A 25,541-nucleotide genomic window follows, 5' to 3' on the forward strand; every position below is an offset into this window, starting at 1 on the left:
ATACTATGACAGATAAAAATAAGAAAATTAATAAAGATATGACTAAAGAAATTTCAGAACTTCAAACCCATGTTAATAAGTTACAACATAAGCTTGAAAATTTAAAAAGTGAATACTATTCACTCAAAAACAAATTATCTTTATTTTCTAAAACATATCAGGAAAAAATAGGAAGATTATATATTGAATTAGATAAATTAAAAATTAAAATTACCAAACTCCAACTAGATAAAAATTTAAACAAATTAAATGATGACCTTATACACCAATATATTAGAACATCTTTAATTGAAGAAGAAATAAAACTAAATGAAATTGAAGAGAAAATTTTTTATAATCTAAAGGAAGAAAAGAATAATGAAGAATTTCAAGAAAATTTAGATTGTGAAGTAGATGATAAAATAAAAATTTTTTACAGAAAACTTGCTTCAAAATTTCATCCTGATAAAGCAAAAGGTGAAGAGGAAAAAATATTGTTTCATAATTTAATGTCAGAAATTAATTTAGCATATAATCAAGGTGATTTAAAAAAATTACAGGAATTAGCTGATTCTTTAATTAACGAATTTGATAATTCTTTAATTTCTCAAATTAAAATTTTAAAGAAGAGGATAATAACTTTAAGCAAAGAAATTGATGAAATTACTTTTAAGATTCATGAGCTAAAAAGTTTAAGCATATATACGTTATATGTTAAGGTTGTAGAAGCAAAAGAGTATGGTATTGATCTGCTGTCACAAATTGAATCATCAATTTTAGCAGAAATAGAAAAATATAATAAAAAATACAAAGATTTTAGAAAAATTGAGCTATGAAAAGCGAATCCATAAAACTCTTTGACAATAAAAATCTTAATATTTCGTTAAATTCTACACTCTTAAATAAGATTGTAATAAGAAGTATTGAAGAAATAGATATAATGGGGTTAAATACTAAACAAGAGAAGAAACCTTCTAATGCTAATAAATTTTATTTAGATATTTTACATAAAATTCATTGGAATAACTCTTATCCTACTTCCTCATCAATTTCGAAAAAAGCGAAATTCTTGATTGTTGGTTTTTTTAACGGGTTTATAAACTTTTGGTCTATGATAGATGGCCTATACCTTGGGAAAATCCAGCTATCAAGAAATCCAATAATTTCAATTTCATCATGCGAAAATGAAGAATTAGTTGTTGTAGGAACGTGGGATGGTTATATATTTGTTTATTCTATTTTGCAAGGAAAAATTATTTATAATAGAAAAATTGAAAACAAACCAATTAGAAAGATTCACTTTCTTAACAGCTTGGATTTAATATCTTATTTAACAGACGATTCTAAAATATACTTTCTGTCTTTAAAAACCAACAAAAAACTCTTGCTTTATGAAAGTAATTTAAAGATTACTGCTTATGATATAAGGCTTAACGAGGGTCTAATTTTTTTAGGTTTCATTAATGGACTAATTGAAATTTTTAATTTCAACAGAAATGTTGTTGAAGACAAATTTTTTAAAAGCAGATATAAGATACTGAATTTATCGGTTTCAAATGATTGTAAATATTTACTTTCTGTCGATGAAGGACATTCAAATTCACTTGGTTTATATAATCTCGATTGTTTAAAGCCTATTTGTTTTTCAGACACTTTTGGAACTTGCCTGGATGCAAAGTTTGTTAACTTTTCAGATATAATTATTTCTGTTATAAATTCTTCATCTAATCTTAAAGTTTTAAGTAAAAAGGAATCTCTTATTTCAAAAGTTGTTATAGTCAATAACAAAGATACTCTAGATTTGTTAAAGAAGGAATTTTTTGAAGTAAATGATCAAATTTCTACAGCATTTATTACTAATGATACTAAAACTATTTGTTTTGGCACAAAAACAGGATTTATTAATATTTTTTCTTTAGATAATAACAAATTAATTAACTCTGAACTTATAGAAATTAACGTGCCCGTTAAGAAAATTTTTATCGCTAACGGAATATCTAAATCTATTTTTATAAATAAAAATGGAAAAGTTTATGTATATAACGAAATATACTTTAAAAATTTACATATTTTAGATATTAAAATTAATGATTCTAGTTTATTTATATCAGAAAATAATATCTATTGGACTAATAACAATAAAAAATTATATACGTTGAATTTTTCAGTTGAAAATAGTATTATCCAATCATTTGATATCGATTTTATTCCTCAACGCATCATATTATTTAAAGATTTTTTCTACTTATCAACTTATGATGGACAAATTTTTATTTTCGATTCTGTTTCAAAAAAATTAGTTGATTGTTTTCATTCAGAAATTGAAAATGGTAAATTTGCAGTAAATGAAAAATTTAATATTATATGTTATTATGATAACAAAAATTTGAAACTTTATGATAGATTGGGTAAGTTATTGAAGGAAATAAAATTTAATTTTAGCAAAGTTAGCTTATTAACATTCTCAAGTGATGGTGTGCACTTTGCTTTTGCCAATGATGACGAAATCTGTTTGTATGACCTGGTTTCATCCGAAAAATTAAAAACTTTTGCAGGTCATTACGATAAGGTAGCATATATTAAATTTAGAGAAAATTCAAATATTCTTTTATCTATAGGTTTTGATAAAATAGTTAATTTTTGGAAATTTTGATTTATAATTAAGAAAATTAATTCAAAAGTAGCTATTAGGGAGGATATTTATGAAATATTTTATTGCAGTTTTTATTTTTATAGCTTTTTTATCTTTAAACTCTCTAAGTTTACAAGCCAAAACACTAGAGTTTAATAAAGAAAATTTTCTGAAAGGTTTTAATTCAACTAAAGAATGTTATTTAAACACTAAAACCCCCACTGATTTTGTAATATGTTCATCGGATGTATATGAAAAGGATAAAAAAGAAAAATTTTTCGACGATAGCTTTAAAATGGGATATGATTTTTCTGCATGGTATATAATGAATAAGTATAGCCTGAAAGAGGATTTTAATCAATTAGAACTTGCAATTACTAGAGATTATTTCCTTGGATTTAGACAATATCAAGTTGATTTTAATATCAATGATAAAACTCTTTTCGTTTTAACAGGTGTAGATCAACAAAAAACGAAGGATTGGATAATGCGTTGGGCAAACATATTAAATGAGGACCCTTATGCCTCAAAAGAACAATAAATTATAATGGATCCTGATGATGTAGAACAACTATCATTTAATACATTTTCTTATTTTACAAACAATGTTCTCCTAAACGAAGAAAAGCTTAAAATTTTACTTTTTAATATTCTTGAAAATTTTGAAGATGCAATAGTTATATATGATAATAACTTAAGATGTATTTTCTATAATTCGAAATATTTAAACATATTGAATTTAAATTCGAAAGAAATCAATTTTTTTAATCATACCTTAAAAGAAGCTAATAATCTTTTATCAAAAAAGGTTATAAATCCAACTGTTTTCTTAAATAGGAATTCTGAAATTTTAGATTTAAGCAGGGAAACTTCTGATATTATAGAGTTAACAAATGATACTATTTTAGAAAGGCACTCTATCCCCTTTTCAGGTAGTCCGGATTTTAAAGGGAAAATAATAATTTATAAAGATATCACGAAAAAGATACAAGAGAATATATCAGCAAGTTTGGATCAAGAAATTATAACCACAGTTATTCAAAACCTACCATTTTATTTGTTAATTGTAGATAGAAATAAAAATATTATTTTTGCCAATCAGCAGGCAAAAAACTTTGATAACTTAAGTTCTACTTGTTACAAACTACTCTTTGGCAGAGAAAATCCATGTGAGAATTGCCAATTAGAAATCGTTGTTAGCCAAAAAATTAATTATGCTTTTGAAACAAATTTTAAAAATAACAAGACTTTTTCTGTAATAATATCAAACTTAAAAAGTTCGTTAGACAATGATTTGGTTTCAATTTTTGCAATGGATATTTCAAAACACAAAGAGGTGGAAAGTAAAAATCTTTATCTTTCTTATATTGATCCACTTACGGGGATTTTGAATAGAAGAGGATTTTTTGTATTTATCAAAAGTAATTATGAAAGAGTAAAATTAAATAATAAAAAATTATTCTTATTCTTCTTTGATATTGATGGACTTAAGAAAATTAATGATAGTTATGGTCATATCAATGGAGATATTGCAATAAAAAATATTGCAAAGATATTGAAATCTGCGCTCAGAGATAGTGATTTGCTGGCTCGTTTTGGAGGGGATGAATTTGTGGCGTTGGTGGTGTGTAACTCACAAAGCAATACAGATCAAATATTGAATAGGATATCTAAAAAAATTCATGATTTAAATTCTTCAAAAATCTTAAACTTTAATTTGTCAGTATCTTGTGGCATATCAGAAGTAAAACCTGATCAGCTTCAAGAAATTGATAAAATAATTCATAAAGCTGATCAGGCGATGTATTTAGAAAAAAAACAAAAGAAAAAACTTTAATTAAAGAACCTCAGAGTTAACACAATATTTTGGTTTTCTCCCTTCTAAGACATCTAAAAGATTTTCGGCTGCAAGTTGCATCATATTTAATCTTGTTTCATATGTTGCTGTTCCTATATGAGGCGTAATAATAACGTTCGGTAGGTTTAAAAGTGGACTATTAAAAGGAATCGGTTCAGGATCTACTACGTCTAAGGCAGCAAAGGCAATTTCTTTATCCAATAAAGCTTTATAAAGATCTTCTGTTACCACAATTGGTCCTCGTGCTGCATTTATTAGAATTGCAGTTTTTTTCATTCTCTTAAAAACTTCGTAATTAAATTTTCCTCTAGTTTCAGGAGTTAGTGGTGATAAAACAACCAAATAATCTGAAGTTTCTATTAGCTCATCGAAGCTAACATATCTGGCGTTTAGACTCTTATCATTAGGATTTGGTTTTCTATTGTGATATATTACATTCATTAATGAAGCCTTAGCTCTTCTTGCTAAAGCAGATCCAACATTACCCATTCCAAAAATGCCAAGTGTTTTACCATGTAAATCATGAGATAAAGGATACCCAAAATTTTTAATCCATTTGCCCTCTTTAACATAATTTACAGCATTTATAATATCTCTTGCTGCACAAATTAATAAACCATAAGTAAGTTCAGCAGTTGCTTCAACAACGACATGTGGAGTATTACATACTGGTATTTTTCTTTCAGTACAATAATTTACATCAATATTATCATAGCCCACAGCACACTGACTAACAACTTTAAGTTTTTTTGCATCTTCTAGTAAGGTTTTTGTTACAGGATAGAACGTAGAATAAAGTCCATCTGCATCTTGAAGCCAACTCTTTATAACTTCCTGAGGAGGTTGACTTTCTTCTTCCCAGCAAACAAGGTTAACTCTTTCTTTAAGCCAATTGTATGGCTCATCTAATATTTTATTTGTCATTACCACTTTAGGTTTTGAAGACATTTTATCCTCCTTTTATTTTTTTATTATTAAGAGAAACTAAAGTTTTAAAATATTGTTCTCTATTTTCGCAAATATTTTTTGTAATAAGTGCTACATATTTCCCCTGAAAAAAGGCGCCATCTACTTCATTTTGAGAAACACTTCTAGAAGAATTTTCACCAGCAACACAAGAAGCTCCGTAAGGAGAGCAACCAGTTATTTCACTCATAATTGTTTGACCTTTAAACAAATAAGGCAAACCGACGATTATCATTCCTTGATGAAACAAATATGGCAAAAAGGTTAGAATAGTAGACTCTTGTCCTCCGTGTTGAGTATTAGAAGAAGTAAAAACGCTGCCAACTTTTCCAAATAGTTCTCCTCTTGACCATATGCCCCCAGTGCTATCTAAAAATGTTTTCATTTGTGCGCACATGTTCCCAAATCTCGTAGGAGTCCCAAACACTATTGCATCACTATTCGTTAAATCGTCTAATGAAACCTCAGGAATTGTTCTCCTTATTTTTTGTTGAATATCCTTTGCACCCATTTTTTCTATAATATCGTCAGAAAGAGTTTCTGGAACTCTTTTTATGCTTACTTGGGTACCTTCTACACTACCCGCTCCACTGCTAATAGCCTTAGCAAGTCTGTGAACATGGCCATACAAAGAATAATATACAATTAATACTTTAGCCAAGACTTTCACTCCTTTCAATATTTAAAATTATATATCGATTCCTAATCACTTTTCTATTTTTTATAATAGAATCCTTTAATACTTTTCAAAATTTCACTTATTATGTTATAATTTAGCAACTGCCGAGGTAGCTCAATAGGCAGAGCAGCTGATTTGTAATCAGCAGGTTGTCAGTTCGACTCTGATCCTCGGCTCCATTTTTTTGTAAGAGTTATAGCTAAAAGCAGGATATCTATAAAGTTGTAACTTTTAATAAAATTTTTGATTATTTTATCTGATTTTCATGTAATGATACAATTCAATCAGCCAAATGGTCTTAAGAGAAAAGTAAAGTTTATTTTTTTATGATCCCTTAGAAAGTTATTACTTCAAATCCATTATTAATAAATCTCGCCATTCCGGCATGCCCAGACATATCAGACAATATATTAAGATTTCTCTTTTTTGCTTCTTCTATAGTCCCCATCATGGTTGAGCATGCTTTACACACACCTTCAAATAGATTTAGCTTTATCGCTTTTTGTGCAAGGTTATAGAGAGGGCTATTCTCGTTATAAAGTTCTGGGATTAACTTCGTAGACTCGCCTTCTAAAACTACCCGAATATTTATTCCACTCTCACTGAGCTCAATGCCATAAAGCAATACATGAATAAAACACATCGAATCTCCTCTAAAGGCAAAAAGCACAACATTTTTCATTATAACTCCCTTCCTTTCAAAATATTTTTATTCTGTAAGTTCCACTCAAGAATGCACTTTACTGCAAGAGCTGTATATTGAGGATATTTTGATATTTTTCCAGAATAATTCTTTATGCTCCTTTCTATAACATCAGAAAATTCTCCCGAGACGTAATTATTTAACTTAATATTGTTCATAATCATCAAAGATGCGCTTGATGGGTACGATTCATCAAATACATCTGCAATAGTTTTAAATTCACCCATGCTAAAATACCAGAAGTCATCAAAAAAGTTATTCGCATCTCTTGTAAATTTAATTGCCAATTTTAGGTATTCTTCTTCTTGAGTAAACTGATATGCTTCTATAAGAGCATCTACAAGATAAGCGTAGTCCTCTAAAAATGACCTTATTTTTATTTCTTTATTATAGACTCCACAATGATATAGAATGCCATCCATATATAGAAAACTTAGCAAAGATTTTAAGCAATCTTTAGCTAAAATATAATATTTTTCATTAATTTTTGCTGCTTTAAATAAACTCTTTATCATCATAGAATTTATTGATGTAATTATTTTCTCGTCTATAAAAGGATATTTTCTCTCCTTTCTGAGATTTTTTAGTTCATTAAGCAAAGGTACTAATTCTCTTCTATCAGAATCACTTGAGAGCCTTAATATATTTCTTCCTTTAAAATTACCCTCCTTTGTAACAGATAATGCTTTTGGGTCAATGTTGTAATTTTTAAAAATTTTTAAAATTTCATCGTATTCGTATGTATAGTATTTACCCTCTATTCCATCAGTATCCGCATCGCTTGAAGAATAAAAAAGTCCATTTTTTTGCATCTTTTTAATCATAAATTCTATGGTCTTTAAAGCAATTTCCAGATATAACTCGTTTTTTGTGATCTGATATGTATCCAGATAAATCTGTGACAAAAGAGCGTTATCATAACCCATCTTTTCAAAGTGCGGTACGAACCAGATATTGTCTGTACTATACCTGCAAAATCCACCGTCTACAAGATCGTAAAATCCGCCCATTGACATATTTTTTAATGTATTTTCAACCATTTTTAAAGGTTTATTTAGTTTTGTTTTATCATAAATATAAATTAGAGTATCTAAAAGAGAAGTTTGAGGAAATTTTGGTGCACTTGAAAATCCGCCATATACAATGTCATAATTTTCTTCGGTTTGTTTTAAGAAGAAATCAATTACATTAACATCTATTTTAACCTTATTTTCAATTTTATATAACAAATTAACATATTTTAAAATTTCATCGCCCAATTTAGTTAACTTTGATTTATCGCTATTGTATTGATTTGAAATTGCGCGTAAAATTTCAGGAAAAGTATATCTAACAGACTTTTTTTCTAAAGGAATATAGGTTGCAGCAAAAAATGGCTTTAAATCATAGGTCATAAAGATACTAAGGGGCCATCCTCCACTGCGATTGTTAAACACTATATGAACATTCTGGTAGAATTTGTCAATTTCTGGGTGTTCTTCTCTATCTACCTTAATTGAAATAAAATTCTCATTTAAAATATTAGCAACTTCCTCGTTATTGAAAGATTCTTTTTCCATTACATGACACCAGTGACAACTGCTATAACCGATACTAAGAAAAATAGGTTTATTTTCTTTTTCTGCTTTTTTTAAAGCCTCATTGCACCAGGGATACCAATTAACCAGATTATAAGAATGTTGAAGCAAATACGGTGAACTCTCGTTAATCAATGAGTTCGGTTTATTAGAAATTTGCATATTTTCCTCCAATCTTAGCAAACTTAAGAACATTTAGCATAGCATTAAATAGGATAATAAAGAATCATGCTTAATCTCGTAATTGAATAATAAATATTAGAGTATATGTGTGGCTTGTCAGCAAAAAATCTTATTGAATCTCCTTTGCTAATAATTAATTCTTCTTCTCCTAAAGAAACCTTTAATTCTCCTTCAAAAACTGTAATGAATTCTTGTGTTCTATCCGGATGCGCTATAGCTCTTATACTACTGTCTTTATCAAGTTCTACTATATAAATTTCAAAACGTCTATTTTCATCAAAAGGGAAAATGGGATATACTCTGTATTTTCCACCATCTTCTATTATGGGAGTTATATTATTAAATCTTACTACATCAACATTTGGTTTTGGGCTCTCCAGGAGTGCAGTAAAAGAAATTTTCAGTCCTGTAGTTATTTTTTTTAAAGTTGTTACTGTTGGATTTGACTCTGCTCTCTCGATTTGGCTAAGCAGTGATTTGCTAACTCCTGTAATCTCTGAAAGTTTATCAAGACTAAGTTTTCTTTTCTCTCTTATTTTTTTTAAATTATTAGCTATTATAAAATTTAAATCGTCCAAAAAACCTCCTAAAGTATTGCATGCTCAAACAAAATGCTATACTATATCAATATATTGTACAAATATATAATATAATATACAATACACACTTTAAAATGCTTATTATTTTTATTTTAGATCATTTTTTTATAAATTATTACTTAAGGAGAAAGGATGAAAATTAGTAAAGATATTTTAAATACTACTTTCTTTCATGCTATTTTGATAACTATGCCTATAATGTTTGGTTATGTTTCAGGAGGAATAGCATTTGGATTGTTATTGACCAGCAAAGATATTCCATGGATATTTGCACCTATCATGAGTCTTTTTATTTATGCTGGATCAATGCAATTTATAGCTATTCAGTTTTTTTTATCAAATACAAATCTTATTACAATTGCAATTATTACGTTGTTAATAAATTGCAGACACATGTTATATGGTCTTTCACTATTAGAAAAATTTAACCTTACTGGAAAATTTAAACCTTATATGATATTCACTCTTACTGATGAAACTTATGCTTTATTAACAACTTTAAAAGAAACTAATGAAGCAAATAAATCTAAATTTTACATTTATATAAGTTCATTAAACCATTTTTATTGGGTATTTGGAACACTTATAGGCGCTATATTAGGAAATATAATAAAATTTAATACAAAAGGTTTAGATTTTACTTTAACAGCGCTTTTTTTAGTAATTCTTATCGAACAGATTAGATCTTATAAAACTCGTTTACCTTTATGGATTGGTGCTATCTGTGCCATTGGATCAATTGCGGTTGTAGGTAAAGAAAATATGCTTTTACCATCAATTATAATGTCCACTTTGTTTTTGATGATTTTTAAAAAAGGGATAATACAAAATGAACATAATTAATATAATAATATCTATAGTAGCAATGACTTTAATTACATTTTTTGCAAGAGCATTTCCTTTTATTTTTTTAAGAACAAAAAACCAATCTGAAATGCTCGTTTTTATTGGAAAATATGCACCTTTTAGTGTTATAACCATTTTAGTAATCTATTGCATAAAAGATGTTTCGTTGTCAAAACCGCCATTTGGATTAAACGAATTAATTGCTATTTTATTCGTAGTTATTCTTCACCTAAAGTTTAGGAATTTCTTTGTGAGCATATTTGTAAGTACATTCGTATATATGGTTTTGGTCCAGTTAAATTTATTGAACTTTTTACGCTTTTAGTTGGTTAGGTTCGAAAAAAATCTACAATCCAGTCTTTAATCTTATCTCTAACTTCTCTAAACTTATCTAATTTTTCTTCTTTGGTTCCAGAAAACGATGCAGGATCTTCGAATTTTTTGTGAAATTGCTCCTTTCCTCCCGGAAAGTATGGGCAGCCCTCTTTTGCGTTATCGCAGACGGTTACTACATAATCAAATTCATCGTTCAGATACATATCAAAATTTTTGGAATATTGATTAGAGATATCGATCCCAATTTCTTTCATAACCTCTATGGCAAATGGATTAATAGATGTGGCAAAAGTGCCAGCGCTAAATGCTTCATAGTTTTCTGACAGCAAAGCGTTCATCAAACCTTGTGCCATTTGAGAACGAGCGCTATTGTGAGTGCACAAAAATAAAACTCTTTTCTTCATTAATCTCTCCCAACTTAAGAATTTACTATATTATTTTATTAAACTATTGTTAAAAACTTGTTAATGAAGAATAATACGAATTTTATTATTTGCCTATTATCTTAGAGTATGAGCAGTCTTCAAGACTCTTGCCTTTAGGCTCTGTAAGAACTGATGTAGTTATAATTCCCATTAAACAAATAATTGAAACAATAACAAAGGTTATATTTAAGCCAAAAAACGATTCGGTAATAGGAAAAAGTAGTACTCCAAAAAAAGCTCCAAGTTTCCCTATTCCTGCAGATAAACCATGACCTGTGGCTCTATATTCGGTTGGAAAGAGTTCTGAAGGAAGCACAAAAGTAGTAGTATTGGGACCAAATTCAGTAAAAAGATAGCTAAGTCCATAGAGTATAAGAAATCCTGTTACATTATTTACTATGTCAGGTATTAATCCCAATAATAAAAATGAAAGTGACATAATGCTAAAACCTATAAGTTGAATATATTTCCTTCCAATTATATCCATAAATATTATTGATAAAATATATCCTGGTAGAGCAAAAACAACAAATATTAAAAGCGAATAAATCATCTTTAACTCTAAAGAAGAACTATCACATATAGCGTTCATTACAATTGGTGTAGAAATCGTGTTGCCATAATAAGCCCAATCAAGCAAAAACCAACTACCAGCTGTTCCAAATAAAGTTAAAACATGTTGCTTGTTTGAAAAAAAATCTTTTAATTTATATCTAATTCTCGAATTCAAATGTGGTGATTCATATGTCTTATCACCATTACCAATAAAATTTACAAAAGCAGTTAAGGCTGCTTTTTTATCACATACTATTTCTGAAAGATAACGAGGAGATTCAGGCAATTTTCTTCTTAGATAAATAACCATAATAGAAGGAATAGATCCTAACCCAAGCATTAAACGCCATACAAAGTCAAGTGGGATGTGAAGTAACAATAAACTTAAAGCAACAAGAGGACCAATTATAAGACCAAGAGCTTGCATAGAAAAAACTAAACCAACTAATTTACCCCGATCAGCTCTATTTGAATATTCACTCATTATAACAGCACTGACTGGATAATCTCCACCGATACCCAAACCTAAAATAAACCTTGAAAAAAGTAGAAACAAAAAGTTCGGCGAAAATGCTGACATTAGTGCACCAATTGTCATTATGAGAGCTTCAAGACCATAAATTTTTTTTCTGCCAAAATTATCTGCAAATCTACCAAAAAAAATTGAACCAAACAAGGCAGCCAAAAGAGAACTACTACCGAGGAGTGCAATTTCTGAACGTGTAAGTCCCCAAACCGGAGCTATTAAAGATAAAGCTACACCAATAATGAAGAGGTCATATGCATCAGTAAAAAAACCCATTCCTGAAACAAACATTGCTTTTAGGTGGTGCTTACTTAGTTTTAATTCGTCTAAATTTTTCTCAACCATACAAAATAATTGTAACAAAAAGCTTGAATTATGTTAAGTTAAGAAATTTAAATATTAATATAATGGCTTTAATTAGCTGATAGGTAAAGATACAAAATTTAAATCAAAAGTTGTTTCTATTGAAAAAATATGTCTCTTTAAACAACATTTACATGGCATATTATATAAACCTTCTTTAAACGAAGAACGAAAATCTTTATATTTTTTTGAATTCCAAATTTCAGTTAAATCATCTGTTTCAATTTTACCAAATATTAACTTCTTATAATTTTTGTTGTCTATTGAATCAGAAATCAATGGTAAATTTGTAAAAACGCAGGGAGATGCTGAACCATCGCTGCCAATAAAGAGGCTTTTTTCGGGATTTTCACTACAAGTTCTTAATGTCTCTGTCAGTATTGGTATGTTACAATAAATTTCTAAGCCATAATCCCTTCCACGTTCAATTAAATTTTTAATTTTTTTTTGGAATTCATGTGATTCATTTAGGTTATTAAATTTCAATGATTCATTTTTAAATTTTGATGTAGGTATAAAGTCAAGCGTTGAGATAACTACCTGATTTATTCCTCTACCCTTCAATAAATCTGTTAATTTATAAATATTTTCTAATTCAGATGGAAATAATAAATATGCGATATTTATCACTGGCAGATTACTTTTCAACTTCTTTTTTACTTTGTTTATTTCATTTATTGCGCTTAAAACTCTTTCTATCGAAGTTCCTTTTCTATATAGATCATTATTTTTGTCAACTCCAGCCAGTGAAAAAGAGATATTGTCCAATTCTGAATCGACTATTTTTTCAGATAACCCTTTGTCAATAAGATTTGCATTTGAAGTGGTACCTACTCTACAACCAGATTTCTTAGCAATTTCAATCATATCAAATAATTTTGGGTTTAAAAATGGTTCTCCCCACCCTTGAAGATAAACAAGTTTTGTTTTATTTAAATGTGGTATTAATTTTTTAAAGGTTTCCATTTCAAAATGTCTATTAATCCAATTTTCTTTATAAACAGTGTGGGGACAATAGTTACAACTTGCATTACAAAAGGAAGTAACCTCAACTTGTATCCAATCCCAAATTTTATTTTCCATGTTTACCCCCTTAATTTCTTAATGCTATTATTATTTTAAATCAAAAATTTTTTTTATAAATTTCAATATCAGCTATGCTAAAAATTTTATTTATGGAATATAATATAATTTTATTACTTTGAACTGCATCTGGAGGTATTATGAAAATTCTTGCTATTAGACATGTGGAGGAAGAAGGACTTGGTTATTTATATAACGTTTTCTCAGAAAGAGGTTTTGGGATAGGAACTAATATTATAAGCATTTATGATGTCTTTAAAAATAATATTAGTAAAATCGATTTGAATGAGTATAACTTTTTAGTTATTTTGGGTGGATATATGGGAGTTTACGATCATGACAAATATTCATTTTTAAAGGATGAGTTTAAAATTGTAGAAAGCGCTCTAAATAAAGATTTACCAGTTATAGGTATTTGTCTAGGTTCACAAATACTCGCACATGTTCTCGGAGCAAGAGTTTATAAAGGAAAAGAAGGCAAAGAAATTGGCTGGCATAAAATATACAAACAATACGATCATAAATTTATCCACAATTTTCCTAATGAATTTAAAGCTTTTTGCTGGCATGGAGACACTTTTGATCTGCCAAAGGATTCGCTTCACATATTTTCATCTGATAAATACCGAAATCAGGGGTTTATCTATAAAAATTCTATAGGCTTACAATTTCACATAGAAGTAGACCAGAATATGATATTGAAATGGGCAAATTTATATTCTGACGAAATTAATAATGAAAAGATAAATAAGAATTCCTTAATAACAGATGTTGAAAATATCAAAAAAATCCATAGTTATCTTGTCTCGCTAATTGATAATATGTTATGAGTTTTAAATTATATTTTAATACTTTCGCTATCAACAAACATAGACATTGCATAATAGTTCTTTCTTATATAAGATTCACATGCAATATGACCACCCAATAAACCCTTTATGGGTAAGTTTTGAGATTTACAACATTCAAGTGTATTGTATTTGATAGCACATGTTTTACAAACACCTAAAATATTTTGTCTAATATCAACATATAAGCTATTTAGAGGATGAGATGAATCATTAAAAATTGAAGTAATTAGTACTGCTCTACACTCCAGTATAACTTTTGCCTCATTACCATTTTTATTCAGAATTTTTATATGCTTAAAAAGACGATAATATTTGCTAAAATCCGATGGATCCTCGCAGGCATAAAATAACATTTTCATATTACAACCTCCTAAAAATTTATTTTATTAATAGCCATCTCTCCTCTCATAATCAAATTAAATTATTAAATTTAATATAATGTTAATTTTTAGTTAAATCACAGTTAATAAGCTATTCAAATATGAAAACAACTTGTACGTTTGCTCTTACTTCTATTTCACCACCTTCTATAGGTAGTGGCTGATTTGTCCCTGTTAAGGATTTATTGTAAAGATTTTCTTTCAAGATAGGATTTTGCATAAAAATTGGAGATACTGTTACGCTCTTTATCCCAGATATCCTATATTTAGTTTTGTCCAATACTGCATTGGCTTGATTCCTTGCATCACTCATTGCAATTTCTATTGCCTGAAGTCTAAGCTGATTGATGTCTAATCGTTCGAATCTAATGTTATTAATTTGATTTACTCCATTATTGGTAAGTAAAGATATCATTTTGCCAGAATTTTCAACTGATGTTTTTAGAGTAAAGGATTCAGTTGCGCTATAGCCATCTAAAATTTCTTTGTTAGAATTTCTATCAAAAACGTATATTGGTTGGAGAGAAACGTTTGATGTCTTTATATCGTTCTTGTTAACTCCCTGTTCATAAATTTTTTGTAAAAGGCTGTTAGCCTTCTGTGATAGAGTATCCATAGCATTAGACGGATCTGGGTTTTTTAAAGTAATATCAAAGTCTATCAAAGCAATGTTTGGCCTTTCTTTTATTAAACCTGAACCTACCACCGATATAGTTTTATCGTTGTTAATTTTTAGATTGTAAATATTTTCCGATCCAAAAGATGGGTTGTTTGCCACTATCAGAAAACAAAATATAAATATAGAAACAAAAAATATATTGTAAATTTTATTCATCTCTAAACCACTTTACTCTAACATACTTTTCACCCTCAGGATAAGTTATTTTAAGCTCACCTTTAAAAGCATTGTTTATTGCTTCTCCAATTCTTCTAGCAAGATGTTCATATGTTGTTTTTATTTCTATACCATTTTCATTTTCAACAATAGATATAATCCTCTCAAGTGGCCTTCTTTCAATTTTATAAGCTTCAACATTTTTAACTGTGTTAATAATTTCTTCTTTATGATTATTTAAAAATTTTCCAGTAAGTAATACTACACCACCTTCATAATTATCTTCTATTCTTCTACATGCCGGACAAATCATCTTTGGGAACTCTTTTGGTATAGGTTTTACCCAACTAAAAATACCATCATTAAAAACTACTCCGCATCTTTCGCAAACTGAAGGTTCAGAATATTTTTCCTTGACGAAATATGGATCGTGAAGATAATCCTTTATAAGTTTATCTTTTCTTCCGTTCAACAACAACACCTCCGTAATTTTTATTTACATTTATGATGCACTCAATCTTTTTTCTTTAGCAACAATATTATCATTATTAGAAGTTAAAATACTTATAACTACAAATATAATTAAGTTTACCATCAATGCAGCAAAACCTGCATTTAAGTGAAGTCCAAAAATTGCAAGAGGATCCAACTTGCTAAAGGTTAAATAGACCACTAAAGTCTCTCCAACAATTAAGCCGCAAAATGAAGCAATCTTTGTAGCCCTCTTCCAGAACAATCCCAGAACGATCATAGGGAAAAATTGGGTAACTCCTGAATACCCTATTAAAAGAAGGTTAACCAATAAGTTTGGAGCAAAAATCGCTAAACAAAGAGCTGTAGCGGTAACTATAAAAACAATAATTCTTGCAACGAATTTCTGATGTGTGTGATCGGCATTAGGATTGAAACCTCTACAATAAATATTCCTGGTGAAGATCATCGAGGTATTTAATATTAAGTCAGAAGCAGGAATCATACAAGCTAAAGCGCCAGCACCGCCAACAAGACCTAGGGCCCAACCCGGAAAAACCTTTTGAACCATTAACATAAAAGACATATCAGGATTACTTAGGCCCGGTATTATTAATAATGCCGTAAAACCAATAAGCATGGGGAAAAGCAAACAAATCTGATATAAAGGAAGGAAAACTGCATTGTGTCTTAAAACTTCAGGACTTTTTGCGCTAAAACTGTTTGCAGAAAAGTGTGGCCACATATAAAACCCCAAACTTGTGAGTACCAGTGTAGACATCACCCAGCTCACATCAAGAACTTTAGTCCCACCAGGAAGAGCTAAGAATCCGGGCTTTGCAGCTTCTAGAGCTTCAAACATATTTCCAACACTACCAAAGAAATGGAATGGTAGATATAAACCAAAGAACACTACAGCAACTATCATTACTACATCTTTTATAACTGCAGTTGAAGCAACACCTTTAAGTCCACTAAGGTAAACAAAGATGGCTACTAGAGTAAAAGCTATTAACATTGCAGGAACCTTAGTAATCAAACCATAAGAACACGTTTGAATTATAATGCCTAAACCAGTCAATTGCAATTGAAGATATGGTAAAAGAAATAGTACGCCAATTATAGCAACTAAAATGCCTAATAGTTTACTATCGTAAATATGTTGTACCAAATCAGGTTGTGTCATCAAACTAAACTTTCTACCAATAGGAGAAATTTTTGGAAGTAGATAATATCCTACTACATAAGCAAGTGCGCCATAGCCCAATATATAAAAAGTAGGTCCACCTCTGGCATAAGCCCAACCGCTTGCTCCAAGAAAAGCAAAGGCAGTGTATATTTCTCCGGCTAAAATAAACCAACTAAGCCATCTACCAAATTCTCTGCCACCAATAGCCCAACCTTCTAAGTTTAGCTTTTCTTTCATACCAGGGAGCATTCCTACAATAGTAGTAACAAAAATAAAAATAAAAATAATTCCTAAGGCTAAGAATTCATTTGACATAATTCAGCTCCTATCCATTAGAATTTTTTGTATCAATTTTATAGACAATACTAAGACATACAAATGCTACAAATATACCTGCTACCAACCAAAAAGCTAAAAATGGAAGACCCAATACGATTGGTTTTACTGTGTTCACGAAAGGGATCGCTGCAATTGTCCAAACAAATGGAATTAGAGTCAAAACGAACTTTAAAGCTTTCATACTGATATACCCCCTTATTTTTTATTTCAAAAGTTTTATCGTAGAATTAATAAGAACCTTAAGACCTACCATTAAGGCATCCTCATCGATATCGAAATGGGGGTGATGATGAGGATACACTATGCCCTTAGCTGCATTGCCAGCTCCAATAAAAAAGAACGCACCCTTTATTTTTTGTAGATAATAAGAAAAATCTTCAGCGCCCATTACTGGTTTTATATGTAGAACGTTTTCTTCTCCAATAACTTCGATCGCAGAATTTTCAATTATTTTTGCAACGCTCTCGTGGTTTATTAGAGAAGGGTAGCCAAAGATAGGTTCCATAGTAAATTTTGCACTATTTGAAGCACATATTCCCTCACAGATTTCTTTAATGCGTTTAAACATTGTCTCTCTAACTTCCTGGGAAAATGTTCTTACTGTACCCTTTATAAGAGATTTATCAGGAATTATGTTAAAAGCGGAACCTGAGTTAAAAAGGCCGATGGATAAAACAGCATTTTCCAGCGGATCTATGCTTGTAGCTGTAATTATTTTAAGCGCAAGAATAATTTGTGCACCTGTTATAATTGGATCAATAGTTTGATGAGGCATTGACCCATGTCCTCCACGACCATTAATATTAATAATAAATTCATCAGCACAAGCCATTAATTTATCATAACTAATCCCTATCTTTCCAGACTCAATTGGTTGCCACAAATGTGCTCCAATAATAATATCTACACCATCCAATGCCCCCTCTTCAATTAATCTTTTAGCACCTCCAATGGGTACTTTTTCTTCGTTTGGTTGGAAGATTAGTCTTAAGTTACCTCGCAATAAATCTATATTTTCAGAGAAAAATCTGGCAACTCCAAGAAGCATTGCTGTATGGCCATCATGTCCACACGCGTGGCACACATTAGGATTTCTTGATCTATATGATTTATCGATAGCATCATCTATAGGTAAAGCATCTATATCTGCTCTTATTGCAACTCTTTTAGGACCACTTCCTATGATCTCACATATTACGCCAGTATCGCCAATTTTTTTAGGTTTTAATCCAAAACTTTCTAATTCAGAGATTATTTTTGCTTGAGTATTAAATTCTGCTAATCCAAGCTCTGGATACATGTGAAAATATCTTCTCATCTCTACTACATATTCAAAGATATTTTGCAAAGAGTCCAATTTGTTATACATATATACCCCCTATTTTATTGTATTTGAATATTATAAAACATTTAATTATGAAGTTAAATAAACAATCTTTATAATAAAACAAATCAACAAGCAATTTTATTAAAAATATCCTGAATTTTTAAATGGTCATTTGTTTGGGTAAGGGCAAGACCTAAAAGTAAACGAGATTTAGATGTAGAAATTCCTTCCGAAAATATGCAACCAAAATCCTTTAGCCTGCTTGATCCACCCCTATATGAATATACAGGTAATACTCTGCCATTGTGACATCTTGAAGTGATTACAACTGGAATCCTTTGTTCTATGGCCATTATAATACCTTCTTCTAACTCAGGAGGCACATTTCCACGCCCAAAAGCTTCAATTACAATGCCCTCAGCACCATTTTTTATATAGAAGTCTATAATATCTGAAGTAATACCTGTATACGCTAAAATTGGCACAACCTTTGGGAAGTTTTCAGGAATTTGAAACTTTATCTTTGATCTATGATTGTTGTAGAAACAAATCCTATCTATATCAACATATCCAATTATTCCCATATTACCCGAATCAAATGTTTTAACGTTGCTTGTATGACTTTTATGAACATATAGAGCCCCAAAAATTTCTTCATTTAGAGAAACCATTATACCTCTATTTTTTGCGCAATCGTCAATAGCTATTTTTGCAGAATTTTTTATATTTCTTGGACCATCTGAATCAAACTCGGATGCATCTCTTTGAGCAGCCGTGAAGATTATAGGCCTTTCATCATCGATAGTCAATTCCAAAAAAAACGCACTATCCTCAATGGTATCTGTACCATGTGTTATAACTATCCCACTTATATTTTTATTTTTAAGTATATCTTTAATTTTATTAGCGAGCTTTAATAAATTTTCTGGTTTCATATTGCAACTAGCAAAATTACTAAAATTTACTACTTCAAAATCTGCAATATCTCTAATGCCTGGCACGCTGCTTATAAGCCCTTCTCCAGTAACAGCAGGAATTGATTTTCCGGCTTCATTTTTTTTCATTGCAATTGTTCCCCCAGTTGCCACAATTACCACCTTTTTCATTGAATGCCTCCCACAAATTTTTTATTTTAATAATACTACTTAAAGAGGTATTTTAAATTAATTTGGTTTACAATGTAAGCTATAATTGTGAGTATGATAAAATATTTGGGAGTTGAATTATTTTCAAATGATTTTAAATATTTTAAAAAGAATAAGACAATATAAAATACTCACAAGTTTTTTACTTTTTCTACCTACAATGTTTATTATTTTCTGGATTATTAGCAGCGAAGTCAAAGAATTTTTTAATGCTCAATTAATCGTTGAGAATAATGCAAGAAATTTAGCCTCTTTATATGCAAGTGAAATTTCAAGAAAACTTGACTCAAAGTTTGAAGTGCTTAAATTCATTGGAAATTTATTATTGAGCAATCGGTCTTCCGGTATTTTAGTTGATAAAGAGACCGCCAATTTTATAAAATATCTAACAAAATTTTATTCTGACACACCTGCTTTTAGTATATATTCCAAAGAAGATAAAATTATTTATACTACTCTTCCAAATATTAGTGAAGTACCTAAAATAAATTTTTTTTCCGTTAATAAAAATTCAGACTATCAGCTTGGATTAGTTCACATAGGCTATTTTAACACCGAAGTATTAAATGAAAGATATATATTAAGAGATACCCTTGGCAAACCACTTTATTACATCCGAACGACATATTTTTTAGATAATTTATTTTCTAGTAATCTAAAAAGCAAAAAAATTAATTTGATAGTAAAGGATTTAAGAAACAATGAACTATTAGGAAGACTTTCTGATGGAATTTTTATAAAAAACGCATCAAATATTACTGGAAATGAAGTAATAGTAACAGTTCCCGGTTATCCATTTGAAATAAAAGCAGTTTATCCTAAAAAACTAATTTGGGAAACATATGTAAATATATCTTTAAAAAGATTATTTATTGAAGGGCTTGTTTTAATTTTAATGATTCTTGTAAATGCTTTTATATTTTTCTATATAACTAAAAAAAAGAGAGAGAGAAAATCTTCAAAGAATTATTGATTTTGGCACTGTACTTGCACAAGTAAATCAATTGATCGCAAATGTACAAGATGAGTCAACTTTATATCAATCGATATGTGACATAGCTGTAAGATATGGGCATCTAAAACTTGCTTTCATTGCTAAGCCAGATAAAGATGGCATATTTAGGATTCTTGCAGCATCGGGTAATACTAAATACGCATATTCTGCTTTTATTTCGATTAGTCCTGAAATACTTGAAGGACAGGGCTCATCTGGAAAAACATGGAGAAATAAAGTTGCTAATTATGTCCAATCATTTGAAAAGGAAAGTTTTACAGCTCCCTGGAAAAATCTGGCTAAAAAATATGTAATAAAATCAAGCGCTACTATTCCAATATTTAAAGAGAATGATATTTGGGCTTGCTTATCAGTATATCACTCTGAAGAGAATGTCTTCACAGGAGATCTGAAAAAATTATTAGAAGAACTCTCAAAAGATATTTCAATTGGCTTAGACAGACTAGATTTTAGAAAAAAAGAGAAAGAAATCTCAGAGATCAGGAAGAATATTATTGAAAACGCTTTAATTGGTATCGCACTTGTAAAAAACAGGGAGATCTTACAAGTAAACCCAAAGTTTGCTAAAATATTTGGCTACTCTGATGAAAAAGAACTCGTTGGAAAGCCAACAAAAATACTGTTTTATGATGAAGAAGAATATGAAAGAATTGATAAGTTATATAATGATTTATTTATAAACAAAAAAATTGAACTTATAGAAATTCGTCAAAAGAGAAGGAATAATGATTTAATTATTTGCGAAGCAACAGCAAATGTTATTGACGAAAAAGAAAAGATCACTATTTGGACGGTCCAGGATATTACAGAAAGAAAAAAGGCTCAACTTGAATTAGAAAGGGCGTATTTTCTTTTAAACAACATAATTGAAAACTTACCCGATGCTACCTTTGTTATAAATTCTGAAGGAAAAATTATAGCATGGAATAAAGCTTTGGAAACATTGACAGGCAAGACAAAAGAAATAATGTTAGGGAAAGATTATCTAGAATATTCAATATTGTTTTACGATAAACCAAGACCATTACTAGCCAATATAATCTTAAGTAATAACGAAAAACTTTTAAAGGAAAATTACAATTTGATTTATAAATCAGACAACATAATCTATGCAGAAACTTTTTCTCCAAAAATATTTAACAATGCAGGAGCATATGTATTTGTTGCCACGTCTAAGTTAATTGATAAGAAAGGAAATGTAATAGGAGCAATTGAATCAATAAGAGATATTTCTGAAAACAAAAAAATGGAAGAAGAGCTATACGAGTTATCTATTAAAGATTCTTTAACTGATTCGTACAATAGAAGATATTTTGAAAAAAGATTAGAAGAAGAAATTGAAAGAACAAAGCGAAATAAGATACCTTTTTCACTTATAATGTTTGATATTGATGATTTTAAAACTATTAATGACAATTATGGCCATGCGGTTGGAGACAGAGTTCTTGTAGAAATTGTAAATTTCATTAAAAATAGAATCAGAAAGACTGATTTTATAGCTAGATGGGGTGGAGAAGAGTTTATGATACTCCTGACAAATACCAATCTACATTATGCTGAAAAATTAGCTCTTGAGCTTAAGGATGGAATATGCAGATTAAATATCCCTGAAGTTAAATTCGTAACTGCTAGCTTTGGAGTTACGAGTTATCAGCACTTTGATACAGTAAATTCAATAACTAAAAGAGTAGATGATTTGATGTATGCTGCTAAAGCTGCAGGCAAAAACTGTGTAAGGTGTAGCATATATGAAATATAAAATTTATACTGGAGCCAACGGGCGGATTTGAACCGCCGACCTACTGATTACGAATCAGTTGCTCTGCCAGCTGAGCTACGTTGGCCTAGTTTAAATATTATATCAAAAAATTATGATTTTATGCCTAAGATTTTCAAAATTTCATCTGACATTTGCTCTTTATTTATTACAACTTTATGAATTATGCTTTTTTCTTTTAAAGACCTTAATGGTGCTGGAATCGGAACATTTGTTTTTTCTTCCAATTCAAACATTAAATCGAATTCACTTTTAGTAGGGTCTGGTTTTCCAAATAAAGCTTCGTAAATACTAATTGAAAATTTATATGGATTCGCAGTAGATAATATAAATGTTGGTGTAAAGTCCTTTGTTTGACTAATGTATTTTAGATAAACAGATCTGCCTACAGAAGTATGAGTATCCAAAAGATAATTGTTTTCTTTGAAATCTTTATAAATTTGCTTTTTTGTTGTCGTATCATCAACCCAATCAGCCCAAAACAGATTCTTTATTTTCGAGTGTAAATCATTATTTATCTTATATTCCCCATTTTCTTTTAGTTGAATCATTAGATTTAAAATATAGTTTGAGTCCGAATTAGATAAATCATATAATAGTCTTTCTAGGTTACTAGAAATCAAAATATCCATTGAGGGAGAGATAGTTTTATAAAATTTTCTTTTCCTATTGTATATTCCATTGTTTATAAAATCTGTAAGAACGTTATTGCTGTTTGAAGCACAAATAAGTTTTTTTATTGGTAAACCCATTTTTTTAGCATAATAACCAGCTAATATATTACCAAAGTTTCCAGTAGGAACAACGAAATTTATTTCCGAATTCATATCAAATAAATTGTTTTTCAAGCCCTGGATATAAGAATAAAAATAATATACTATTTGAGGAACTAATCTCCCCCAATTTATTGAGTTTGCAGAAGAAAGTTCAAAGCCATTCTGTAATAACTTATTGTTTAAAGCCACATCGTTGAAAATTGATTTTACACTGGTTTGTACGTCATCAAAATTTCCTTTTACTGCGAAAGAGAAGGTATTTGTACCTTCTTGAGTAATCATCTGTAACTTTTGAATCTCGCTTACTCCATTATGAGGGAAAAAAACAATAATTTTAGTACCCTTTACATCCTTATAACCTTCAAGAGCTGCCTTACCTGTATCGCCAGATGTAGCAACCAAAATAACTATTTCGTTATGTATGTTATTTTTATTTTTTGCAATCGACAGTAAAAGTGGCATAATTTGAAGAGCAATATCCTTAAAAGCTTGAGTTGGACCGTGCCATAATTCAGTTATTGAGCAATTTTTATTAAAACTAAAAATTGGAGTAATAAATTTATTATCAAATTTATCAAGATTATAAGCTTGATCTATACAATAGCTTATTTCATCATTAGTATAATCTGTTAAAAATTTCTTCAGTATTAAAAAAGCAACGTCCTGGTATCTTTCTAATTTCGAAATTTCCTTTATATCGATTGGTGGTATTTCTTCAGGAACAAAAAGTCCTCCATCTTTCGATAAACCTTCTAGAATAGTTTCAGAAGCTAAGAGTTTTTCATTATCTCCTCTAGTACTTTTATAAAGCATTCTTTCACCTCATTTAAAAAATAATTCTTCCAGAGAATAATGAATAATATTTGCCGTTCAAAATATAAATTAATTCTCCTTCAGAGCCAATAGAATCTAAAATTGCGTTATAAACAATTTTATTTTGTTTCTCAATTTTTATAAATTCGTTTTTTAAAAAAAGTTTATTATTTATATCTTTTAATATCGTATCAAAAAAAATATCAGAAAAATTCTCTAAAATTTTCTCAAAATTTTCTAAAATATTGAACAAAAGCATGTTAACGTTTATCTCTCTTTTAAGGATCGATTTTAAGTTGATTGCAGGATATCTAATGTTTTCAATATTTATTTCATTATTAACGTTTATTCCAAAGCCACAAATATGATAAACTTCACCATTAAAGTTAAATTTTTCTACAAGTATACCTGCAACTTTTTTATATAATAACATTACATCGTTTGGCCATTTGATCATCGGATGTAAAGTCAAATTTTCGATAGACTTTAGCACAGCATAAGAACACATTAGAGGCAAAAGTGTATCTTTAAACGTAGAAAAATTTTTCAATGAAAGAGAAAACCACAGACCACCTTTATAGGATTGCCATAGCGAATTTCGTTGTCCTCTTCCTTTAGTTTGTTCTGATGCAACTATAACAGGCGAAAAATTGTATTTTCTTATCCAATCTTTTGATACGTCCTGAGTACTCTCAACCTTTTTTAAAAATAATATTTTTTCTAAATCTTTCAAGATTCCTCCCTGCAAAGGAAGCCTTTTTCAGTAACAATGATGTCCATTTTTATATCCCAAGGATCTGAGTTAATATTTTCAACTATCTGAACGTCAAACGCTACACCAATTTTCAAAGTTGTTTTTGGTAATTTTTTCAAAAATTTGTCGTAAAAACCTTTGCCAAAACCTATCCTATTAAAATTTCGATCAAATGCTACTCCAGGAATAAAAACCAGATCAAAATTTTTTTGCTTAATTCTATTGGGTTTATACAAAGGTTCAAAAATACCATACGGTCCTCTTTCCCATATAGTATCTACAAAGCATTGAACCGGGTTAATCTTGATATTTTTTAAAGAAACAGTTGGCAAAAACACTTTTTTATGTCTTTTTAAAGCATCTGTATACAAAGTTTTAAGATCAACCTCACCCTTTATAGAGGAATATAACATCAAACTATCAGCTTCCAGATAAAAGAAACTTTTTATAATCATTAAACAAATAACCTGGCTCATAGATTTTTGAAAATCTAAACTAAGACTTTCCCTTTTTCTAAGAACTCTTTCCCTTATTAATATTTTTTCCATAAAAATTTACT

The 25,541-nt window shown here is 29.4% G+C and carries 27 protein-coding genes and 2 tRNA genes; 10 read left to right on the forward strand and 19 right to left on the reverse strand.

What is annotated here, in order from left to right:
• Positions 1–5 precede the first annotated feature (5 nt).
• Genes TDSAC_RS04565 through TDSAC_RS04580 form a run of 4 tightly spaced genes read left to right on the forward strand, consistent with a single transcriptional unit; the run spans position 6 to position 4,448 of the window.
• The gene (locus TDSAC_RS04565; RefSeq protein WP_108309090.1) at positions 6–815 is read left to right on the forward strand and encodes a coiled-coil domain-containing protein; all 810 of its coding nucleotides are present in this window, start codon (positions 6–8) and stop codon (positions 813–815) included.
• A complete protein-coding gene (locus tag TDSAC_RS04570; RefSeq protein WP_108309091.1) occupies positions 812–2,632 on the forward strand; it encodes a WD40 repeat domain-containing protein in 1,821 nt (606 codons plus the stop codon). The genes TDSAC_RS04565 and TDSAC_RS04570 overlap by 4 nt, the downstream gene beginning before the upstream one ends.
• Positions 2,633–2,681: 49 nt before the next feature.
• Positions 2,682–3,152 carry a hypothetical protein gene (locus TDSAC_RS04575; RefSeq protein WP_108309092.1) on the forward strand — a complete coding sequence of 157 codons (471 nt, stop codon included), beginning with the start codon at positions 2,682–2,684 and terminating at the stop codon, positions 3,150–3,152.
• Between the two features lie 6 nt (positions 3,153–3,158).
• On the forward strand, positions 3,159–4,448 hold the full coding sequence (locus tag TDSAC_RS04580) for a sensor domain-containing diguanylate cyclase (RefSeq protein ID WP_108309093.1): 1,290 nt from the start codon (positions 3,159–3,161) through the stop codon (positions 4,446–4,448).
• Here the strand turns inward: TDSAC_RS04580 and TDSAC_RS04585 are convergent, their stop codons facing one another.
• On the reverse strand, positions 4,449–5,417 hold the full coding sequence (locus TDSAC_RS04585; RefSeq protein ID WP_108309094.1) for a 2-hydroxyacid dehydrogenase: 969 nt from the start codon (positions 5,415–5,417) through the stop codon (positions 4,449–4,451). It lies immediately after the preceding gene.
• A gap of 1 nt (position 5,418) precedes the next feature.
• The gene (gene wrbA / locus TDSAC_RS04590) at positions 5,419–6,096 is read right to left on the reverse strand and encodes an NAD(P)H:quinone oxidoreductase (RefSeq protein WP_108309095.1); all 678 of its coding nucleotides are present in this window, start codon (positions 6,094–6,096) and stop codon (positions 5,419–5,421) included.
• 121 nt (positions 6,097–6,217) lie between these two features.
• On the opposite strand from wrbA, the gene TDSAC_RS04595 reads away from it, so the two are divergent.
• Positions 6,218–6,293, forward strand: a tRNA-Thr gene (locus tag TDSAC_RS04595).
• A gap of 155 nt (positions 6,294–6,448) precedes the next feature.
• Here the strand turns inward: TDSAC_RS04595 and TDSAC_RS04600 are convergent.
• Genes TDSAC_RS04600 through TDSAC_RS04610 form a run of 3 tightly spaced genes read right to left on the reverse strand, consistent with a single transcriptional unit; the run spans position 6,449 to position 9,155 of the window.
• Positions 6,449–6,796 (reverse strand): cytoplasmic protein, encoded by a 348-nt coding sequence (locus TDSAC_RS04600; protein ID WP_108309096.1) that lies wholly within the window; start codon positions 6,794–6,796, stop codon positions 6,449–6,451.
• Complete coding sequence (locus TDSAC_RS04605) at positions 6,796–8,556, reverse strand: thioredoxin domain-containing protein (protein ID WP_199919698.1); 1,761 nt, start codon at positions 8,554–8,556, stop codon at positions 6,796–6,798. Before TDSAC_RS04605 ends, TDSAC_RS04600 begins: the two co-directional genes overlap by 1 nt.
• 44 nt (positions 8,557–8,600) lie before the next feature.
• Positions 8,601–9,155, reverse strand: a complete 555-nt coding sequence (locus TDSAC_RS04610; protein WP_108309098.1) for a helix-turn-helix domain-containing protein — start codon at positions 9,153–9,155, stop codon at positions 8,601–8,603.
• A gap of 153 nt (positions 9,156–9,308) precedes the next feature.
• Between TDSAC_RS04610 and TDSAC_RS04615 the strand changes: the two genes are divergently transcribed.
• Complete coding sequence (locus TDSAC_RS04615; RefSeq protein WP_108309099.1) at positions 9,309–10,019, forward strand: AzlC family ABC transporter permease; 711 nt, start codon at positions 9,309–9,311, stop codon at positions 10,017–10,019.
• Positions 10,006–10,347, forward strand: coding sequence for a branched-chain amino acid transporter permease (locus TDSAC_RS04620; RefSeq protein ID WP_108309100.1), 342 nt, complete (start codon positions 10,006–10,008; stop codon positions 10,345–10,347). The genes TDSAC_RS04615 and TDSAC_RS04620 overlap by 14 nt, the downstream gene beginning before the upstream one ends.
• Positions 10,348–10,351: 4 nt before the next feature.
• Here the strand turns inward: TDSAC_RS04620 and TDSAC_RS04625 are convergent, their stop codons facing one another.
• The 3 genes from TDSAC_RS04625 to TDSAC_RS04635 all read right to left on the reverse strand — a co-directional run bounded on the left by TDSAC_RS04625 (position 10,352) and on the right by TDSAC_RS04635 (position 13,310).
• Positions 10,352–10,762, reverse strand: coding sequence for an arsenate reductase ArsC (locus TDSAC_RS04625; RefSeq protein ID WP_108309101.1), 411 nt, complete (start codon positions 10,760–10,762; stop codon positions 10,352–10,354).
• Positions 10,763–10,847: 85 nt separating this feature from the next.
• Positions 10,848–12,227 carry an MFS transporter gene (locus TDSAC_RS04630; RefSeq protein ID WP_234405724.1) on the reverse strand — a complete coding sequence of 460 codons (1,380 nt, stop codon included), beginning with the start codon at positions 12,225–12,227 and terminating at the stop codon, positions 10,848–10,850.
• Between the two features lie 54 nt (positions 12,228–12,281).
• The gene (locus TDSAC_RS04635; RefSeq protein ID WP_108309103.1) at positions 12,282–13,310 is read right to left on the reverse strand and encodes a radical SAM/SPASM domain-containing protein; all 1,029 of its coding nucleotides are present in this window, start codon (positions 13,308–13,310) and stop codon (positions 12,282–12,284) included.
• A gap of 140 nt (positions 13,311–13,450) precedes the next feature.
• Here TDSAC_RS04635 and TDSAC_RS04640 point away from each other — a divergent pair, with 140 nt between their 5' ends.
• Positions 13,451–14,140, forward strand: coding sequence for a type 1 glutamine amidotransferase (locus TDSAC_RS04640; RefSeq protein ID WP_108309104.1), 690 nt, complete (start codon positions 13,451–13,453; stop codon positions 14,138–14,140).
• An 8-nt stretch (positions 14,141–14,148) separates the two neighbouring features.
• On the opposite strand, the gene TDSAC_RS04645 is transcribed toward TDSAC_RS04640, so the two are convergent.
• From TDSAC_RS04645 to TDSAC_RS04675, 7 genes are all read right to left on the reverse strand, one after another.
• Positions 14,149–14,520, reverse strand: coding sequence for a hypothetical protein (locus tag TDSAC_RS04645; protein WP_108309105.1), 372 nt, complete (start codon positions 14,518–14,520; stop codon positions 14,149–14,151).
• Positions 14,521–14,632: 112 nt separating this feature from the next.
• The gene (locus tag TDSAC_RS04650; RefSeq protein WP_108309106.1) at positions 14,633–15,376 is read right to left on the reverse strand and encodes an SIMPL domain-containing protein; all 744 of its coding nucleotides are present in this window, start codon (positions 15,374–15,376) and stop codon (positions 14,633–14,635) included.
• Positions 15,369–15,848, reverse strand: coding sequence for a BCAM0308 family protein (locus tag TDSAC_RS04655; protein ID WP_108309107.1), 480 nt, complete (start codon positions 15,846–15,848; stop codon positions 15,369–15,371). The genes TDSAC_RS04650 and TDSAC_RS04655 overlap by 8 nt, the downstream gene beginning before the upstream one ends.
• A gap of 30 nt (positions 15,849–15,878) precedes the next feature.
• Positions 15,879–17,351 carry a sodium:solute symporter family protein gene (locus TDSAC_RS04660; protein WP_108309108.1) on the reverse strand — a complete coding sequence of 491 codons (1,473 nt, stop codon included), beginning with the start codon at positions 17,349–17,351 and terminating at the stop codon, positions 15,879–15,881.
• Positions 17,352–17,361: 10 nt separating this feature from the next.
• The gene (locus TDSAC_RS04665; RefSeq protein WP_108309109.1) at positions 17,362–17,556 is read right to left on the reverse strand and encodes a DUF3311 domain-containing protein; all 195 of its coding nucleotides are present in this window, start codon (positions 17,554–17,556) and stop codon (positions 17,362–17,364) included.
• Between the two features lie 21 nt (positions 17,557–17,577).
• Positions 17,578–18,744, reverse strand: coding sequence for a M20 metallopeptidase family protein (locus tag TDSAC_RS04670; RefSeq protein WP_108309110.1), 1,167 nt, complete (start codon positions 18,742–18,744; stop codon positions 17,578–17,580).
• A gap of 83 nt (positions 18,745–18,827) precedes the next feature.
• Positions 18,828–19,808, reverse strand: a complete 981-nt coding sequence (locus tag TDSAC_RS04675; protein WP_108309111.1) for an asparaginase — start codon at positions 19,806–19,808, stop codon at positions 18,828–18,830.
• Positions 19,809–19,935: 127 nt separating this feature from the next.
• On the opposite strand from TDSAC_RS04675, the gene TDSAC_RS04680 reads away from it, so the two are divergent.
• Positions 19,936–20,820, forward strand: a complete 885-nt coding sequence (locus TDSAC_RS04680) for a hypothetical protein (protein WP_108309112.1) — start codon at positions 19,936–19,938, stop codon at positions 20,818–20,820.
• Positions 20,821–20,851: 31 nt separating this feature from the next.
• Entirely contained in the window at positions 20,852–22,621 is a 1,770-nt protein-coding gene (locus tag TDSAC_RS04685) for a sensor domain-containing diguanylate cyclase (RefSeq protein WP_108309113.1), read from the forward strand.
• A gap of 9 nt (positions 22,622–22,630) precedes the next feature.
• Here TDSAC_RS04685 and TDSAC_RS04690 read toward each other — a convergent pair.
• From TDSAC_RS04690 to TDSAC_RS04705, 4 genes are all read right to left on the reverse strand, one after another.
• A tRNA-Thr gene (locus TDSAC_RS04690) sits at positions 22,631–22,706 on the reverse strand.
• 25 nt (positions 22,707–22,731) lie between these two features.
• Positions 22,732–24,228, reverse strand: coding sequence for a threonine synthase (thrC, locus tag TDSAC_RS04695; protein WP_108309114.1), 1,497 nt, complete (start codon positions 24,226–24,228; stop codon positions 22,732–22,734).
• A gap of 13 nt (positions 24,229–24,241) precedes the next feature.
• Entirely contained in the window at positions 24,242–24,961 is a 720-nt protein-coding gene (locus tag TDSAC_RS04700) for a biotin--[acetyl-CoA-carboxylase] ligase (RefSeq protein WP_199919699.1), read from the reverse strand.
• A complete protein-coding gene (locus TDSAC_RS04705) occupies positions 24,958–25,530 on the reverse strand; it encodes a 5-formyltetrahydrofolate cyclo-ligase (RefSeq protein ID WP_108309116.1) in 573 nt (190 codons plus the stop codon). The genes TDSAC_RS04700 and TDSAC_RS04705 overlap by 4 nt, the downstream gene beginning before the upstream one ends.
• Positions 25,531–25,541 lie beyond the last annotated feature (11 nt).

It is taken from the genome of Thermodesulfobium acidiphilum (assembly GCF_003057965.1).
Classification (GTDB): Bacteria; Thermodesulfobiota; Thermodesulfobiia; order Thermodesulfobiales; family Thermodesulfobiaceae; genus Thermodesulfobium; species Thermodesulfobium acidiphilum.

Excerpts from the sequence above, each read along its gene's own strand:
- TDSAC_RS04565 (WP_108309090.1), top strand. The coding sequence starts at position 6 with ATGACAGATAAAAATAAGAAAATTAATAAAGATATGACTAAAGAAATT.
- thrC (WP_108309114.1), bottom strand. The coding sequence starts at position 24,228 with ATGCTTTATAAAAGTACTAGAGGAGATAATGAAAAACTCTTAGCTTCT.
- TDSAC_RS04620 (WP_108309100.1), top strand. The coding sequence starts at position 10,006 with ATGAACATAATTAATATAATAATATCTATAGTAGCAATGACTTTAATT.
- TDSAC_RS04640 (WP_108309104.1), top strand. The coding sequence starts at position 13,451 with ATGAAAATTCTTGCTATTAGACATGTGGAGGAAGAAGGACTTGGTTAT.
- TDSAC_RS04660 (WP_108309108.1), bottom strand. The coding sequence starts at position 17,351 with ATGTCAAATGAATTCTTAGCCTTAGGAATTATTTTTATTTTTATTTTT.
- TDSAC_RS04670 (WP_108309110.1), bottom strand. The coding sequence starts at position 18,744 with ATGTATAACAAATTGGACTCTTTGCAAAATATCTTTGAATATGTAGTA.
- TDSAC_RS04680 (WP_108309112.1), top strand. The coding sequence starts at position 19,936 with ATGATTTTAAATATTTTAAAAAGAATAAGACAATATAAAATACTCACA.
- TDSAC_RS04625 (WP_108309101.1), bottom strand. The coding sequence starts at position 10,762 with ATGAAGAAAAGAGTTTTATTTTTGTGCACTCACAATAGCGCTCGTTCT.
- TDSAC_RS04665 (WP_108309109.1), bottom strand. The coding sequence starts at position 17,556 with ATGAAAGCTTTAAAGTTCGTTTTGACTCTAATTCCATTTGTTTGGACA.
- TDSAC_RS04615 (WP_108309099.1), top strand. The coding sequence starts at position 9,309 with ATGAAAATTAGTAAAGATATTTTAAATACTACTTTCTTTCATGCTATT.
- TDSAC_RS04570 (WP_108309091.1), top strand. The coding sequence starts at position 812 with ATGAAAAGCGAATCCATAAAACTCTTTGACAATAAAAATCTTAATATT.
- TDSAC_RS04600 (WP_108309096.1), bottom strand. The coding sequence starts at position 6,796 with ATGAAAAATGTTGTGCTTTTTGCCTTTAGAGGAGATTCGATGTGTTTT.
- TDSAC_RS04645 (WP_108309105.1), bottom strand. The coding sequence starts at position 14,520 with ATGAAAATGTTATTTTATGCCTGCGAGGATCCATCGGATTTTAGCAAA.
- TDSAC_RS04675 (WP_108309111.1), bottom strand. The coding sequence starts at position 19,808 with ATGAAAAAGGTGGTAATTGTGGCAACTGGGGGAACAATTGCAATGAAA.
- TDSAC_RS04575 (WP_108309092.1), top strand. The coding sequence starts at position 2,682 with ATGAAATATTTTATTGCAGTTTTTATTTTTATAGCTTTTTTATCTTTA.
- TDSAC_RS04705 (WP_108309116.1), bottom strand. The coding sequence starts at position 25,530 with ATGGAAAAAATATTAATAAGGGAAAGAGTTCTTAGAAAAAGGGAAAGT.
- TDSAC_RS04605 (WP_199919698.1), bottom strand. The coding sequence starts at position 8,556 with ATGCAAATTTCTAATAAACCGAACTCATTGATTAACGAGAGTTCACCG.
- TDSAC_RS04580 (WP_108309093.1), top strand. The coding sequence starts at position 3,159 with ATGGATCCTGATGATGTAGAACAACTATCATTTAATACATTTTCTTAT.
- TDSAC_RS04585 (WP_108309094.1), bottom strand. The coding sequence starts at position 5,417 with ATGTCTTCAAAACCTAAAGTGGTAATGACAAATAAAATATTAGATGAG.
- TDSAC_RS04650 (WP_108309106.1), bottom strand. The coding sequence starts at position 15,376 with ATGAATAAAATTTACAATATATTTTTTGTTTCTATATTTATATTTTGT.
- TDSAC_RS04635 (WP_108309103.1), bottom strand. The coding sequence starts at position 13,310 with ATGGAAAATAAAATTTGGGATTGGATACAAGTTGAGGTTACTTCCTTT.